The 15,004-nt window shown below is 59.2% G+C and carries 12 protein-coding genes; 1 reads left to right on the plus strand and 11 read right to left on the minus strand.

All coding sequences use genetic code 11. The annotated features are described in order from the left end of the window. Positions 1 to 3: 3 nt before the first annotated feature. The 7 genes from ABWQ00_RS08460 to ABWQ00_RS08490 form a co-directional block, all read right to left on the minus strand. Positions 4 to 1,665: an AIPR family protein gene (locus ABWQ00_RS08460; protein WP_353238232.1), complete on the minus strand. Its 1,662-nt coding sequence runs from the start codon at positions 1,663 to 1,665 to the stop codon at positions 4 to 6. Continuing rightward, positions 1,662 to 2,465 (minus strand): DUF4391 domain-containing protein, encoded by an 804-nt coding sequence (locus tag ABWQ00_RS08465; RefSeq protein ID WP_353238233.1) that lies wholly within the window; start codon positions 2,463 to 2,465, stop codon positions 1,662 to 1,664. Before ABWQ00_RS08465 ends, ABWQ00_RS08460 begins: the two co-directional genes overlap by 4 nt. Further along, on the minus strand, positions 2,462 to 5,695 hold the full coding sequence (locus ABWQ00_RS08470) for a helicase-related protein (RefSeq protein ID WP_353238234.1): 3,234 nt from the start codon (positions 5,693 to 5,695) through the stop codon (positions 2,462 to 2,464). The genes ABWQ00_RS08465 and ABWQ00_RS08470 overlap by 4 nt, the downstream gene beginning before the upstream one ends. Positions 5,696 to 6,073: 378 nt before the next feature. Then, on the minus strand, positions 6,074 to 6,715 hold the full coding sequence (locus ABWQ00_RS08475) for a flavin reductase family protein (protein ID WP_353238235.1): 642 nt from the start codon (positions 6,713 to 6,715) through the stop codon (positions 6,074 to 6,076). Positions 6,716 to 6,831: 116 nt separating this feature from the next. Beyond that, entirely contained in the window at positions 6,832 to 7,812 is a 981-nt protein-coding gene (locus ABWQ00_RS08480) for a Bug family tripartite tricarboxylate transporter substrate binding protein (protein WP_353238236.1), read from the minus strand. Positions 7,813 to 8,119: 307 nt separating this feature from the next. Beyond that, a complete protein-coding gene (locus ABWQ00_RS08485) occupies positions 8,120 to 9,382 on the minus strand; it encodes a Zn-dependent hydrolase (protein WP_353238278.1) in 1,263 nt (420 codons plus the stop codon). A gap of 20 nt (positions 9,383 to 9,402) precedes the next feature. Then, complete coding sequence (locus tag ABWQ00_RS08490; RefSeq protein WP_353238237.1) at positions 9,403 to 10,209, minus strand: GntR family transcriptional regulator; 807 nt, start codon at positions 10,207 to 10,209, stop codon at positions 9,403 to 9,405. Between the two features lie 28 nt (positions 10,210 to 10,237). Here ABWQ00_RS08490 and ABWQ00_RS08495 point away from each other — a divergent pair, with 28 nt between their 5' ends. Next, positions 10,238 to 10,747: an ureidoglycolate lyase gene (locus ABWQ00_RS08495; protein ID WP_353238238.1), complete on the plus strand. Its 510-nt coding sequence runs from the start codon at positions 10,238 to 10,240 to the stop codon at positions 10,745 to 10,747. Between the two features lie 30 nt (positions 10,748 to 10,777). Here ABWQ00_RS08495 and ABWQ00_RS08500 read toward each other — a convergent pair whose 3' ends face one another. Genes ABWQ00_RS08500 through ABWQ00_RS08515 form a run of 4 tightly spaced genes read right to left on the minus strand, consistent with a single transcriptional unit; the run spans position 10,778 to position 14,988 of the window. After that, positions 10,778 to 11,980: an amidase gene (locus ABWQ00_RS08500; protein ID WP_353238239.1), complete on the minus strand. Its 1,203-nt coding sequence runs from the start codon at positions 11,978 to 11,980 to the stop codon at positions 10,778 to 10,780. Positions 11,981 to 12,018: 38 nt separating this feature from the next. Further along, on the minus strand, positions 12,019 to 13,029 hold the full coding sequence (locus ABWQ00_RS08505; protein ID WP_353238240.1) for an ABC transporter ATP-binding protein: 1,011 nt from the start codon (positions 13,027 to 13,029) through the stop codon (positions 12,019 to 12,021). Next, positions 13,026 to 14,087, minus strand: a complete 1,062-nt coding sequence (locus ABWQ00_RS08510) for an ABC transporter ATP-binding protein (protein WP_353238241.1) — start codon at positions 14,085 to 14,087, stop codon at positions 13,026 to 13,028. Before ABWQ00_RS08510 ends, ABWQ00_RS08505 begins: the two co-directional genes overlap by 4 nt. Positions 14,088 to 14,094: 7 nt before the next feature. Next, the gene (locus ABWQ00_RS08515; protein WP_353238242.1) at positions 14,095 to 14,988 is read right to left on the minus strand and encodes an ABC transporter permease; all 894 of its coding nucleotides are present in this window, start codon (positions 14,986 to 14,988) and stop codon (positions 14,095 to 14,097) included. Positions 14,989 to 15,004: the final 16 nt, after the last annotated feature.

Below are 15,004 nucleotides of genomic sequence, written 5' to 3' on the forward strand. Positions count from 1 at the left end.
TATTCAATTCAGGAATTCAAGCAAATCGCCACGGCGAAAGGTGGCAGAGAGTTGTTGCAAGGACACTTCACGCTCGCCATACAGCTGGGTCAAGGCGTTTTGCACCAGGTCAGACGCCTGCTGGTACAGCGCTTGCTGGTGGTTTTGCAAGTAGGCGGTCAATACGGCGCAGTTGCGGTGGCTCACCTGGGCCAAAGGCGTGTTGTTTTGTGCCAGCAAGGCATCTCCCATGAGCATGGCCATGTAGTGCGAGGCGTAGGGCACGTAGGCGGGAGCGTTTTGTATGTCCAATTTTTTACGTTCGTTTTCAACGATCCGGAAGATCAAAACGGCCAGCACTGCTTGTGCAGCTTGCAAGCCTTGAAAGATGATGGGATAGAGCTTGCCAAAGTGTTCTTTGCGCCGGAACTTGGCTTGTTGGGGCTGCCTGCGCCATATGGCCAGTGTCGCCTCAGCCACGGTGCTGGCCGTGAGTGTGTTGCTGCCGGCAGGCGTGTCTTCGCGTTGGCGCTTGTAGCTGTAACCCAGGTCTTGTATGCCAATTTCGAGTTGCTTTTGGATCTCGTCGTTGGACCGAAGATCGCGCAAGTCCACCGGGTTCTGGCTGTTGGTCGCGAAGGTCATGGCGCGCACAAAGTCTTGGTCGTCGTCAGCCAGTTCGTACAGACGCAGCAGCACGTAGGTGTCCCCAAAGTCAGCCAGCAAGTCCGGCTGGTTCAGGGTTTGCTGGATGGTTTTGCAGGTCTGACCGCCGTTGATGATTTGCATGCCCTCAATGCGCAGTTGGTAGCTTTCACCTTGCAAGGCGTTGTGCCGAAACTTGCGGCAAATCATGGTGATGCCGTTGTTGTAGAAATAAAAGTCTGAGCGCTTGTCGGGCGATACCAATGTGTCGTGGATAGCGGAGTTGACCCGATTGGCGTGCAAACCCAGGTATCGGCGAATGTTGCGCTCCAACAGCAGGTCGTCGTGCCGATTGAAGAGTTCGGCCACTTCGGTGACGGGGATTTTTCCGATCAGGACACGGCGGTAATTGAACTCTTCGATCACGGCCTTGCCGTCCAGGCGCAGACTGTCGTCCACACTTTTGCGCCGCTGGAGTACGCCCACGATGCTGTCGTGGTTGAAGTGCGACCAAGTGACCTGCTCAGGGGGGAAACCTGTTTGGTCAATGCGCAGTTGCGCATCTTGGCTCCAGCGGGCACCGTTGTTACACAAAACGATGCGCACGGTGGGGATGTAGCCATCACGTATGAGTGAGCGGATTTCTTCTACGCGCGGGCGGAGTTTGTCATTCAAAGCCAATTGCCGTGCCGGGTCGAACAGGCCTGCAACCGTGTGAATGGCTTTTTGCACCCCGTTTTCCGGGAAGTTGGACTCACCTGACAGGTCTTTGTGTTTGTATTTGCCTTGGAAAAGGGTGACTGTGAATTCACCGTCCTCTTCGTCACCCAAGTGCAGCCCGTCCACGCCCTCGTCTTGCCCGCCTTCTGTGATCAATTCGGCCGCGTCTTGCAACGGCATGTCGAGCATGGTGGCCATGCTCAACAATACAAAGGCCATGGAACGCTGCTTGGTTTCGTCCTGGCCTGCTGGCAACAAGTCGGGATAGTCGTTCAGGATGCCCGTCAGGCGCTGATCCACGATGCTTGCGTTGATATTCATGACAATTTCTCCAATTGCAAAAAGGCATTATTTTTCAGTACAAACTCAGCATTCAATCGTTGAGCTTTGCAGCTGTTGATCATTCCATTGATTTCCACAAGGCGACCCATCTGCTTTTCTTTGCTGGCTTGGGCGCGCAATTGACTGATTTTGACATCCAGCGCCTGGCACTGCCGCAGCGCTTCTCGCCGCTGTGCCGCCACTTCAGACGATGGGCTGGGCACAAACTGCCCCATGATGGCCACAGCTTGCCAGGCGCTGAGGGTGTCCATCCAGCTTTGCACCAGTGCATGCAGGTGCGTACGGGTTTGCTGCTGTAGCGGCAGTGCGGCCATGAACCCATTGTGCGCTGCGCTGGCCGACTCATGGGTCAACAAGGTTGCCATCAGCACGTCACCATCCAACACGGTTTTGTCGGCCTCTTGCTGCGCCCAGCGAATGTGCGCCATGGACATGGCCAAGGTGTCACCCGCATCCAGGATCAACAACACGGGATAAGGCACGGCGCGGTGCAGCAGCTCAGCCACGCGTTGCATTTGGCTGGTTGTGGCTTGGCGCAAGCTGATGGAGATCACGGCCAGCTCCAAATAGCTGCGCTGTGCGTCTTCAAAAGTGGGCACGCCTGCATTGCTGGGTTTGATGGCGGCCAACCATTGGACCTCTTGCACTTGGTCTTGAATCAGCTTGCGGTCGCTGGCGGTGATGGCGCTGTGTTCGGTCAGCAGCTTTTTGGGCACACGCTGCTGCACCCATGCAGAAGGCGGCAAGCTCAAGGCCGCAAACAAGTCATTGGCGTTCATGTTGGGGTGCTTGCTTGCGTGCCGGGCAAGACCACCAAATAGGCCAGCACCTCAAAGTCGTTCACACCCGCAAACTCGCCCTTCATGGCATGGGTGCCACCGGGCGTGAACAGGCTGGCCACAGCGCGTTCGGCAGACTTTCCCGCCACCGAAGCCACGGCAGCCGCCAACAACTGCTGGGCTTGGCGCATGTCTTCGCCTTGGCGCGTGGTTTTGTCCCAGGCCGCGCAGGCTTGGGCGTCGGGCAGTTCGCGGCCCAAGCTCAGGCGTTTGAGCCAGTCCAACATGCGCTTGGCTTGGGTGTAAGGCAGCACGACTTCACCGTCTTGCCCCACATGCACCAGGTAGTGCGGCGACAAAGGGTAACTGGGGTCAATGCCTTTTTGGGCGCTTGCGCCTTCGGCACGCAAGCAAAACAAAATGCCTGGGGCAATGTCGGCGTCGTGGTTGGTCACCACGGCAAAGCAGCCCAAGGGCAGGCTTTGCAGCTGGCCAGGGTGGGCTTTGCCAAATTCGGCCAGGTCGATGCGGAAGTCGGTCAACGTCAAGTCAGTGATGGCCACGCCACTGGACAAGTCTTCGAGGTCGATGACGGTTTCTTGCAGCTTGAGCAACTGATTGCGGCGATATTCGAGATCGTTCATCGGGTTGCCCGATTGCTGCTCGATGATGTTTTCCTCGCCCGTGGCTGATATGTCGAGCAGCACCATGCGGCCGCTGACGCGTTGCTCCAGGTTGATGTATTCGTCCAACGCCATGTTGGGCCAGAAATTGACCAGCTGAATGCGGCTGTTGATGGAGCCAATGCGATCAATACGGCCAAAGCGCTGGATGATGCGAACGGGGTTCCAGTGGATGTCGTAGTTGATCAGCCAGTCGCAGTCTTGCAGGTTTTGGCCTTCGCTGATGCAGTCGGTGGCGATGAGCAAGTCCAACTCGCCATCGGTGGCCAGCTCAGCAGGCCGCTCTTTGGACCGGGGCGAAAACGCTGTGAGGATGCTTGTGAGGTCGCGTTTGAGCTGGGGCAGCGTGGTCTGGTTGCGGCCCGCGCCCGTGACCAACGCAGTTTGCAGCCGAAAGTCGGTCTGTGCCCAATGGGCCAGTTGGTCGTACAGGTATTTGGCGGTGTCGGCAAAGGCCGTGAAGATGATGATTTTTCGGTTGCCGGGGTTGATGGGGTCGCGGCATTTGCCAGCGATCATCTCGCGCAATTTGTTGAGTTTGTCGTCCCGCGCCGCGCCCACTTGCTCGGCCGCAGCGCTGAGGATGGCCAAGCGGTTACGGTCTTCGGTCAGGTCGCTTTTCCAGCGCAACAGATCCATGTCACCAAGCAAAATTTTGACTTTGCGGCCAACCAGCAGGGCTTCAAAGCTGGGGTCTTCCATGTCCACATCGGCAATGTCCAACTCTTCAAACGACTCGCTCTGGGCTTCGATTTTGGCCAGGGTGGCTTCCACGTCTTGCAGCTGGCGGCGAACGGTGAGCGAAAAAGAAGACACCGAGCTTTCCATGCGCTTGAGTACGTTGACGCGCAAGAGGTGGATCAGGCTTTCTTCGCGGTCCGCCTGGCGGAACATGCTTTCGCCACCACGGATTTGCGTACTGTATTTGGCGTCGTAAGCTGCTTGCTTGTGCGGCAGCAGATAGCGCATAGGCGCATAGGCGGCCAAATTCAGGCGGCGGATTTCGAGGTTGATTTCACGAATGGATCGGAACTCGCCTGCGCTGTCCACATCGGCCTTGATGTTGATGGGGGCCAAGCGGTCTGGGAAACGGCCAGTCTCGCTGGTGCCGTAGTACTTTTCGATATGGCGGCGCGAACGGGCAATGGTCAGGTGATCCAACAGCGCAAAGTAATCAAAACCAAGCATGTCCACCAGTTGGCCGGGTGTTTTTTCTTCGGGCGGTAGGTCTAACCAGCGGTTGAATGATTTTTGAGCGCGGCGTGTGGTGCTTTCGATGCTGGAAATGCCGTGCTCAAACAGTGCAGTGTCATCACCTTCGGTGATGAAGGCGATCTGGTTTTTCAGGTCGTTGAGCCGGTTGTTGACCGGCGTGGCCGAAAGCATGAGCACGCGGGTTTTGACGCCTTCGCGAATGATCTTGCGCATGAGCCGGTCGTAGCGCGTTTCGCGGCCTTTATTGGCGGCTTTGTTGCGAAAGTTGTGTGACTCGTCGATGACCACCAGGTCGTAGTTGCCCCAGTTGACGTTGCTCAGGTCAATGTCGCCCGACAAGCCGGAATCCCGAGACAAATCGGTGTGGTTCAGCACGTCATAGTTCAGCCGGTCAGGGGCCAGCACATTGCGGCGGTCATTGGCTTTGTAGAGGGTCCAGTTGTCGCGCAAGCGCTTGGGGCACAACACCAGCACGCGGTCGTTGCGCAGCTCGTGGTACTTGATGATGGCCAGGGCTTCAAAGGTTTTACCCAGACCCACGCTGTCGGCAATGATGCAGCCGCCAAAGCGTTCGAGTTTGTCGATGGCACCCACCACACCATCGCGTTGAAATTTGTAGAGCTTGTTCCAGACGATGGTGTTGCGTATGCCCGTGGCCGATTTGACGATGCGTTCTTCGTCCAGGCCTTCGCCTTGGCTGGCAAACAGGTTTTGCAAGATCAGGTTGTATACGCTGGTGGCGTCGCGTGAAGTGCTGATGGTTTTGACAGCATCCAAAAAAGCGGTTTTTGCCTCGGGCTGGTCTTTCAAGCTGGCCCACTGCATATCAAACCATTGGCTGAGCATTTGGGCTTCTGCCGGCGTTTCAGATGCCTGGATAAGGCTGAGCGGGTTGCCAGGGGTAATGCCTAAGCCTTCGCTGCTGAAGGCAAACGACCCCAGCGCGGCTTGCAAGGCCTGGCCCTGAGCGTCGCGCATGACCACGGTGCCCTGTGGGATGGGGCCTAAAGAATGCCGAATGTCTGCTTTGTTTTGCACCCAATGGGCCAGTTGCCGCGCTAGCCAGGGAGCCTGAAGCTTGTTGCGCGCGGCTCGATCAGAAGCGGAGCCCAACAGGCCTAATGGAAGGCCGTCAATACCGGTTTTGGGATTGCCCGTGTCAGGCGGAATGACGAATCGTGCTTGGGACAACCGGGGTAAATCATTCAGCACTTCCGAAAACGCGAAAAGTGAGAAAGATGGCGATGCCATGTCCAACTGGTAATTGGCCTGCAATGAAGGCCGCAAGAAGTCCAGAACTCGGTCGGTTCCGGCATTACTGACAAATTTCATATGAGACCAAGAATGAGGACACTGCAACAAGATGACCCGCGTTGAATTCTCCGATGATAGGTTATTTGATTACTAAAGAATCGATCATTCACGGCAGTGTTCAGGACGAAACAACATTAGCCAAAGTCGGAAAGATTATCTTTTTTGAATTCTTTCGCACACCTGAACCGGGCATCAAATGAATGTGTATGCAAGTGTTGGATGGACCTGATCCGTTTTGTGCAGCGTTTACACCTTGGGCTAGACTTGATCATGGCCCTTGGGGTGAAAAAAATATTTTTGTCTTGCGCCCCGTTTACCGTTTGCGTGTGTTTATCGCGTCTGTAAGTCGCCACGCATACCTGAAGTTACCAGCAGCAAATACCTAAGCAACCAAACTTACATCTGATCAATGGCCGTATTCACCAACGGCGCTTCGCCCGGCTTGTCCGACAATGAAAACCGGTCTTCGGTGCGGGTGTAAAAACTCGCGCCAAATCGGGCCACCGGCTTGTAATCGCGCAGGTTGACGCGCCAGGCTTCGGTGTCGATCAGGCCCTCGCGGGCGGCCAGCCACTGGATGCGGCCAATGAAGACGTAGCGGCTGGGGGTTTCGAGCTTTTCGTGCAGCACGCACTCAAACGCAATGGGCGCTTCCTGGATGCGCGGGGGGGCCACGGTGTGCGAGGGCACGGGCGTCAGGCCCACGGCGGTCAGCTCGCTCACGTCCGAAGGCATGGACTCGCCACAGTGGTGCATTTTTTGCGCCATGGGTTCGTCGGACATGTGCACCACAAACTGGCCGTTGTGCAGGATATTGGCGGCCGTGTCTTTGAGGCGGCCGTCTTGCAGGCGGTTGATGCTGATCATCAGGATGGGCGGGTCTTCGCCGATCATGTTGAACATCGAAAACGGCGCGGCATTGATCACCCCGTTGGCCCCGAGCGTGGTCACCAGGGCGATGGGCCGGGGCACGATCAGGCTGGCCATGAGCTTGTAGCGCTGGTAGCTGCTGATCTGGTCAAAGTCGACTTCGGTCATGAAGGGGTTCCACGGGGTGGGGGTTGAGGGAAATGACAACGAAAAAACGGCAGCACCCAGTCTAGCCCTCACTGGATGCCGCCGCCGGTGGGTGGCGTGAAAACCTTGGCTGACGCTCAGGCGATCACTTCGACCTTGGCACGTTTGGCCACCGCGCTCCAGGTGGTGATTTGTGACTGGATGAGCTTGACGAAATCGTCGCCCACCACAGGGGTCTTGCGGGCCAGGGTTTGCACCTCTTCGAGCCGTGCCACCACATCGGGTTTGGCCAAGATTTCAGGGATGAGCGCGGTCAGGCGCTGCGCAATCGGGGCGGGCAAATTCTTGGGCGCAGACAGGCCCAGCCACTGAGAGCCGGTGAGCGAGCCATAGCCCAACTCGGCAAAGGTGGGGATGTTGGGGAAGGCCGCCATGCGTGTGGGTGTGGACACGGCCAAGGCGCGCAATGAACCGGCCTTGAGCTGGTTGACGTTGGTGGTGACGGGGTCAAACACGCTGTCGATCTGGCCGCCCAGCAGGTCTTGCATGGCCGGGGCACTGCCTTGGTAGGGCACATGGTCATGCTCACTGGCCTGGCCTTCGATTTTGAGCAACTCGCCATACAGGTGGTTGGCCGAGCCGATGCCCGAGGTGCCAAAGCGTGTCGGTTTGGTTTTGGCGGCGTTCACATACTGCGCCAGCGTTTGGTAAGGCGACTGGGCCCGCACCAGCAGCAGCATGGGCGCTTCGACCAGCATGCCCATGTGGGTGAAATCGTTGACTGGATCAAAGGGCATGGTGCGACGCGTGGCGGTGGCATAAATGTGCACCGAGGCGTGGCTGACCAGCAGGGTGTAGCCATCGGCGGCTTGGCGCGACGCGTATTCGGTGCCGATCAAACCGCCAGCGCCTGCGCGGTTGTCCACCACCACGGTTTGCGACAAGGCGCTCGAGAGGTGCGGCGCCATCATGCGCGCCACGGTGTCCACCAGGCCACCGGGCGGGTATTGGCAGATCAAGCGGATGGGGCCTTTGCTGGGCCAGGCAGAAGACTGGGCGTGGACCCACGGGGCGGCCAATGTGGCGGCACCCGCTGCCAATAAATCACGACGTTTCATGGGAATTCCTTGAGTGGAGAGGTTCGAATACAAACAAAGGGCACGGCGTGCCTTTTTTGTTCCGAGTCTCACTAGCAGGAGATGTGCCCGTTTCTTTAAAATGCCCGGCCAAGCAGGCGCACGGCCTGCTGGTGATGGCGGCGGTCGTGCTATGCGGCGCTGTTGTGCTCTGAGGGGCTGTTCGCCACGAGGGCGTTGTGCCCACAAAGATGGGCTCTGCTTTTGTCCAATCCTGTTTTGGTGCGCAACAGGCACCCTTTTGGACGGGACCCATGCACGCCCCCAGTGCAGGCCAGGTGGGGGGGGCTTAAGAGAACACGACCTTGGCTTGGCCCAGCATGGCGTGCAGCAACACGTTGCAGCCCGCTTCGATGTGCTCGGGCTTGGCGTCTTCGATTTCGTTGTGGCTGATGCCGTCTTTGCAGGGAATAAAAATCATGCCGCTTGGGGCCAGACGGGCAGTGTAGATGGCATCGTGCCCGGCACCCGAGACCACCGGCATTTGGCTGTAACCCAGCTGCTTCGCAGCGGCAGACACCGCCTCCACACACGCCGGATGGAAAGGTTGCGCCGGGAAACTCGACACCAGCGTCAGCTCGATGCGCAGGCCTGTGCTGCCCTGCAAACTTTGAGCCAAGGCTTTGATTTCATCGGCCATGGCCTCCACCCCGGCGTCGGTGTTGTTGCGCAGGTCGATGCTGAACTTGACCCGCCCCGGAATCACGTTGCGGCTGTTGGGGTGCACATGCACCATGCCCACCGTGCCTCTGGCGTGCGGTGCGTACTTGTGGGCCGTGCTGACGACAGCTTGCATCAAGTGCGTGGCCACTTGCAGGGCATCTTGGCGCAGGGCCATGGGGGTGGGGCCCGCATGGGCCTCCATGCCTGTGACGATGCAGTCAAACCATCGAATGCCCAAAGAACCGCTGACCACGCCAATGGTCACGCCCGCGTCTTCGAGCACTGGGCCTTGCTCGATGTGGGTCTCGAAGTACGCCCCGATGGGGTGCTGCCCCGGCACCTCGGTGCCGACATAGCCAATCCGCTGCAACTCTTCCAACACGGTTTTGCCTTCTTGGTCTTGGGCTTGGTAGGCGTGCTCCAGCGAAAACGCGCCTGCAAAAACGCCCGAGCCCATCATCACCGGCACAAAGCGGGAGCCCTCCTCGTTGGTCCAAAAGGCCACCTCGATGGGGGCCTCGGTTTCAATGCCGTGGTCGTTCAGGCAGCGCACCACCTCCAGTCCAGCCAGCACGCCGTAGTTGCCGTCGAACTTGCCCCCTGTGGGTTGGGTGTCGATGTGGCTGCCGGTCATGATGGGCGGCAAGTCGGGCTGCCGCCCTGCTCTTCGCATGAAGACGTTACCGATTTGATCGACCGTGACCGTCATGCCCGCTTCGCGTGCCCAAGACGTGACCAGGTCACGGCCTTGGCGGTCCAGTTCGGTCAAGGCCAGGCGACAGACACCGCCTTTTTCGGTGCCACCGATTTGGGCCAGCGTCATCAGCGATTGCCACAAACGGTTGGCGTCGATGCGCAAGGAAGACAAATGTTCGGGATTGAAATTCATGTTTCGATCTTCAGAGGTGTTCATTCGGGGCTGTCCCGGTAGGCTTGAAAGACATCGCGCAATTGCCTTCGAGGGGCGGTGGGTGCCGTCAGGGACTGCTCCAATTCGTTGAGGTGTTTGCGCATTTCAGCGCCTGCCGATGCAGGATTTTTTTGCAGGGCCGCAATCAAGTCGACATGGCGGTGGGCCACACACACTTGCCCCCCCTGGCGTTTGAAGCGGGACATCAGCAAAGAGGTGGTGGGCAGCAAGCCATTGAGCCAACGGGTCAAAACCGGGTTGCCGTGCATGTGCGCCATGGCTTGGTGAAATTCACCCGAAAGACGAATGGCCAACGCATGCTCGCCTTGGCGATCGGCCTCGGTTTCCATGGTGGCCAAATGCTGCAAGGTCTGCAATTGCTCCGCGCTCAGTCGCCCAGCCAGTTGCCTGGCCACTTCGCACTCCACCACCCTGCGGGCATCAAAAACACTGCCCGCATCTTCCAGGCTGGGGATGGGCACGCGTGCACCGCGGTTGTGCAGCAGTTCGATGACTTGCTCTTGCGCGAGGCGTTGCAGGGCCTGGCGCACCAAGGTGCGAGAGACATTGAACTGCTCGGCCAGTTCTTGCTCTCGCAAGCGCTCGCCCGGGGACAGTCGGCGCTCCAAAACGGCCTGATAAATCGCCTCATAGACCCGATCAGCACCTGTGCTTGGGACCACTGCACGCGCCTGAGCAGCGCTGGACAGCACAGGAGCAGCCTCCAAGCCTGTCAAGGTCTGGTCAAGCTTGTCAGGCTTGGTTTTTCGTGGCGGCCGCACGCCCATTCGACGTTCATCTGTCATGATGGCTTCCTGATAACCGAGTCATTTCATGAACACTGAACAACCTATTGGCACCCTGGCTTGTCAGCCCCTGAGCGCACCAGATTTCTCGCCCTACGGCGAGGTGTTGAATTTGTTTGCACCGGCCCAACAGGCCATCAACCAAGGCACCAGCGGGCGACTCAATTTGCCCGCTGGCCTGGACTTGGCGGGCGATCAGGGCCAAGCGGTGTTGGCGGTGTTCCATGCGCTGGCGCAAAACCCTGAGGGCCCTTGCCACATGTTGGAACGACACCAACGCGGCAGCCAGACCTTTGTGCCTTTGACAGGTGCGCGCTGTCGTTTGCTGGTGGCCTTGGGTCAAGACCTGCCCGACCTGCGCACACTGCGGTGCTTTGAGGTCACGGGTCAGCAAGGCTTCACCCTGCACAAAGGCACTTGGCATCACCCCCTGATGGCCTTGGACAACGGCGCCTACTTGGTGCTGGAGCGTCAAGGTTCGACCGAAGATTGCGAGATTCATTCGCTGCCTGTGAGCGTGCGCCTGAGTCCTCTTTGAAGCCGCTCGCATGGGATGACCCTGCGGGTTTCAGGACCAGGCACGGTGGATGTGTTCTGCCAATCGGACCAGACTGCGGTCTGAACCCTCTGGCCCCACCAAAGAGATTCCCAAGGGCGCGCCCTGATGGCTGGCCAGAGGCAAGCTCACCTGCGGCAAGCCGGCCATGCCCGACACACACAGCAAGCTGGTGGCCCGGTTTCGGTAGTCTTCCAGTTCGGCATCGGTCTGACGGATCCAGGGGGCCACATCGGGCATGGTGGGCATCAAGAGCACGCCGTCGGTGCCCAAGATGTGTTGCATGTGCGTGCGCCAGTTTTCGCGAAAAGCCCTCGCCTTGGCCACTTGCTCGTCGGTGACTTGGGACGACCAGTCAAAACGCTGGGCCACCGCAGCACCCAGCACCGGCTGAAACCGCTGAAGAAAACCACCATGCACATCCCAAGCCTCGCGCCCCTGAATGGCGCGGAAATGCCAATACATGGTGTCCATGTCTGCGTTCATGACACGAACCGGTTTGGCCTTGCCCAAACACTGCTCTATTTTTTGACGCACCGGCTTGAGGGCTTTGAGGGCACCGGGTGTGGCCAGCGCCCACATGTCGGTCGGGGCCAGCAAGCGGATTTGATCGGGCAGGGGCTGCGCATCCTGGCCCAACAAGACATTCGCCACGCGGGCAAAGGTGGGCACATCGCGGGCAAACCAGCCGCAGGTATCGAGGCTGGGCGACAAGGCCATGGTGTCTTGCAAACTGATGCGGCCCTGGCTGGGCCGCATGCCCACCAAACCACAATGGTTGGCAGGGGCCCGCACCGAGCCGCCCGTGTCCGAGCCCAAAGCGAAATCACACATACGGTTGGACACGGCAGACGCCGAGCCCGAAGACGACCCGCCGCTGATGCGTTCGGCCACCGCGCCGTTGATGGGCGCGCCGTAATGCGCGTTTTGACCGTTCATGGAAAACGCCAACTCGTCGGTGACGGTTTTGCCCACAAAGCGGGCACCCGCGTCGAGCAAGCTTTGCACCACCGGGGCCGTGCGTTCCTGAACGCCCCACAGGGCCATCAGCACAGGTTGGCCGCCGCTGGTGGGGTAACCCTTGACGTGGTAGATGTCCTTGGCCGCAAAGCTCAGACCTGACAAAGGACCCGTGGCGGCGTGGGCCACGGGCTTGGCGGGGTATGGCATGAAGGCGTGGGCTTTGTCCCACAGGACGTCGGTGTGTCGGCTCATGTTCAACTCACTTTGAAAAAATGATCAGACCCCATTGATCAGGCTGCTTGCTGAGAATTGGGCTGAGACTGGGCCAGCAAGCAGCGCACACTGTGGCCATCGGCCAACCAAGTGACTTCGGGGCGTGTGGCCGAGCACTCAGGCACCGCCACCTTGCAACGGCTGGCAAAGGCGCAGCCCTGTGGCAGATTCGTCAAATCAGGGGGTGAGCCGGCAATGGTTTCCAGACGCTGGCCTTTGGCCAATGCCCCGTCTGCGCGGCTTTGCAGCAACGCACGGGTGTAGGGGTGCCGGGGCTCGCGCATCAAGGTGCGGGCGGGCCCCTCCTCCACAATGCGGCCGGCATACATCACGGCAATCCGATCGGCCACCTCCACAGCGGCACCGATGTCGTGGGTGACAAAAATCACCGACAAACCCATTTCTTTTTGCAGCTCTCGCAAAAGCAGCAGGATCTGGATTTGGACGGTCGCGTCCAATGCGGTGGTGGGTTCATCGGCCAACAGCAACTGGGGTTGGCAAGCCAAGGCCAAGGCAATCATGGCGCGCTGGCGCATACCGCCTGACATCTCATGCGGATAAGCCTGCAAACGACGCTCTGGGCTCGGGATGCGCACCCGCTCAAACAAGGCCAAGGCCCGCTGCCGGGCCGTTTCCTCGCTCACATCTTCGTGGCGGCGAATGGTTTCGATGATTTGCTGGCCCAGGCTGTAAACCGGGTCCAGCGCCAGCAAGGGCTCCTGAAAAATCATGGACGCCACGCGTCCACGGAAGCGGCTGAGATGGTCCTGCGACAGCGTGAGCACGTCCTGATCGCCCACCCGGATTTGCCCTGTGATTTGGGTTTTCTTTTCGGCATGCAAACGCAGCAAGGTGCGCAAGGTCACGCTTTTGCCAGATCCTGACTCGCCAATCAGGGCGACCACTTCGCCGCGCTGCACGCGCAAGTCCACGCCCGAGACGGCCTGCACGGGTTTTTTGCCGCCGGTGAAGGTGACATGCAACTGACGGATGTCCACAAATGCGGGTGTTGGCGTCTCCGGTTTCATGCCGCGACCTCCATGGGTTTGACCACGCTCATCCCAGAAGGTGCCCCAGAGTGCGCTGCGCCGGCCACATGCATCCAGCAGGCGACCTGTTGGCCATGTTGGGCTTGGGCCAACTCCGGCATCTTGTCGCTGCAAATGGCTTGGGCGTGCACACAGCGGGTGTGAAAACGACAGCCGCTGGGCGGGTTGATGGGGTTGGGCGGGTCACCGGCCAACGGCGGCTTTTCGGTGCGCCTGTCAGGGTCCAGTGTCGGGATGGACGAGAGCAAGGCTTGGGTGTAGGGGTGCGCGGCATGCTTGAACAGGGTTTCACTGTCCCCCACTTCCACCACTTGGCCCAGGTACATCACCATGACCCGGTCGCTCATGTAGCGCACCACATTCAGGTCATGGCTGATGAAGATGTAGGTCAGACCAAATGCTTCTTTCAAGTCAAGCAAGAGGTTCAGCACCTGGGCTTCCACGGACTTGTCCAGGGCAGAAACCGCCTCGTCAAGGATGATCAAACGCGACTGCAAAGCCAAAGCCCGGGCAATGTTGACGCGCTGCCTTTGCCCGCCTGACAACTCATGGGGATAGCGCTCAGCAAAGCGCTGCGGTGCCAAGCCCACCCGTTCGAGCAAGTCACGCGCCCGGTCTATGGCCTCGCGCTCGGGCAGTCCGTGCACCATGGGGGCAAATGCGATCGAATCTTCCATGGTCAAGCGTGGATTCAAGGACGCGTAGCTGTCCTGAAACACCATTTGGGCCTGGCGGCGATAGTCCTTCAGAGGCAGCGACTTGCTGCCCACCGTCTGGCCATCGAACACCAGTTCGCCCTGGTCGGGCGTGATCAGCTGCATGAGCAAACGCGCCGTGGTCGACTTGCCGCAACCGGACTCGCCCACCACGCCCAAGGTCTCGCCCTTGAACACATCAAAGCTGACCCCATCCACGGCGCGTACCATGCCAGTGCTGCGGCCCAACAAGTCTTTCTTGAGCGGAAAGTGCTTGACCAAGCCACGCACCGAGAGCATCGGCTGGCTGGATCCACCCGCCTCATCATTGGCCATTGTCATTCGGACCTCACTGTTTGATTTCCATGGCCGAGCGCAAGCCGTCGGCCAGAAGGTTGAAAGCAATCGATGTCATGAAAATCATCGCCCCAGGCAAGGCTGCAATCCAGGGTTGCGTGTAAATGGCGGTGCGCAAAGTGTTGAGCATCAAGCCCCACTCTGGCTCGGGGGGTTTGACCCCCAGGCCCAAAAAGCTCAGACCCGAGGCCAAGATCATGGACACCGCAATCAAACTCGTGGCGTACACAAAAATCGGCCCCAGCACATTGCCCAGCACATGCACCCGCACGATGGTGAAAGCGGATGCGCCCGAGGCCCTGGCCGCCTCGACAAAATCACGCCCTCGAATCTGCGTCGTCACGCTTTCGGCCACACGCGCCAAAGGCGGGATGAACACAATCGTCAAGGAAATCAGGGAGTTGGTGATGCCCGCGCCCAAAGCGCCCGACAAGGCGATGGCCAACAAGACCGAAGGAAAGGCATAAAAAACGTCGATGGTACGCATCATCACGCTGTTGACCCAGCCACCCATGTAACCTGCGGTGATGCCAATCAAGGAGCCGATGACAAAGGCACAAATGACGGGGGTGATGCCCATGAACAAAGACAGCCTGGCACCGACCATCAAGCGGCTGAGCATGTCGCGGCCCAACTCGTCGGTGCCCAAGGGGTGGCCTTCAAAGCCAATCGGCTTGAGGCGTTTGAGCATGGACGACTGGTAAGGGTCCATGGGCGCCAGCCACGGCCCTAAAACAGCCAGCACCATCAAAAACAGCACCACCAAAGCAGCCCCCACGGCCACTTTGTCGCGCAAAAACCGACGCCCCACGGTTTCCCAATAACCGGCAGAGCGCTCATACACCAGCGGTAGCACCGGGCTGGCGGCCGCATTCAATGAAGTCATGTCAATTCCTTGAGGT

This window comes from Limnohabitans sp. (assembly GCF_040400975.1).
Taxonomy (GTDB): Bacteria; Pseudomonadota; Gammaproteobacteria; order Burkholderiales; family Burkholderiaceae_C; genus Limnohabitans_A.

Bases quoted from the DNA above. Each gene is read 5' to 3' on its own strand.
- ABWQ00_RS08515 (WP_353238242.1), bottom strand. From the start codon at position 14,988: ATGACTTCATTGAATGCGGCCGCCAGCCCGGTGCTACCGCTGGTGTAT.
- ABWQ00_RS08465 (WP_353238233.1), bottom strand. From the start codon at position 2,465: ATGAACGCCAATGACTTGTTTGCGGCCTTGAGCTTGCCGCCTTCTGCA.
- ABWQ00_RS08470 (WP_353238234.1), bottom strand. From the start codon at position 5,695: ATGAAATTTGTCAGTAATGCCGGAACCGACCGAGTTCTGGACTTCTTG.
- ABWQ00_RS08480 (WP_353238236.1), bottom strand. From the start codon at position 7,812: ATGAAACGTCGTGATTTATTGGCAGCGGGTGCCGCCACATTGGCCGCC.
- ABWQ00_RS08510 (WP_353238241.1), bottom strand. From the start codon at position 14,087: ATGACAATGGCCAATGATGAGGCGGGTGGATCCAGCCAGCCGATGCTC.
- ABWQ00_RS08475 (WP_353238235.1), bottom strand. From the start codon at position 6,715: ATGACCGAAGTCGACTTTGACCAGATCAGCAGCTACCAGCGCTACAAG.
- ABWQ00_RS08505 (WP_353238240.1), bottom strand. From the start codon at position 13,029: ATGAAACCGGAGACGCCAACACCCGCATTTGTGGACATCCGTCAGTTG.
- ABWQ00_RS08500 (WP_353238239.1), bottom strand. From the start codon at position 11,980: ATGAGCCGACACACCGACGTCCTGTGGGACAAAGCCCACGCCTTCATG.
- ABWQ00_RS08460 (WP_353238232.1), bottom strand. From the start codon at position 1,665: ATGAATATCAACGCAAGCATCGTGGATCAGCGCCTGACGGGCATCCTG.
- ABWQ00_RS08485 (WP_353238278.1), bottom strand. From the start codon at position 9,382: ATGAATTTCAATCCCGAACATTTGTCTTCCTTGCGCATCGACGCCAAC.
- ABWQ00_RS08495 (WP_353238238.1), top strand. From the start codon at position 10,238: ATGAACACTGAACAACCTATTGGCACCCTGGCTTGTCAGCCCCTGAGC.
- ABWQ00_RS08490 (WP_353238237.1), bottom strand. From the start codon at position 10,209: ATGACAGATGAACGTCGAATGGGCGTGCGGCCGCCACGAAAAACCAAG.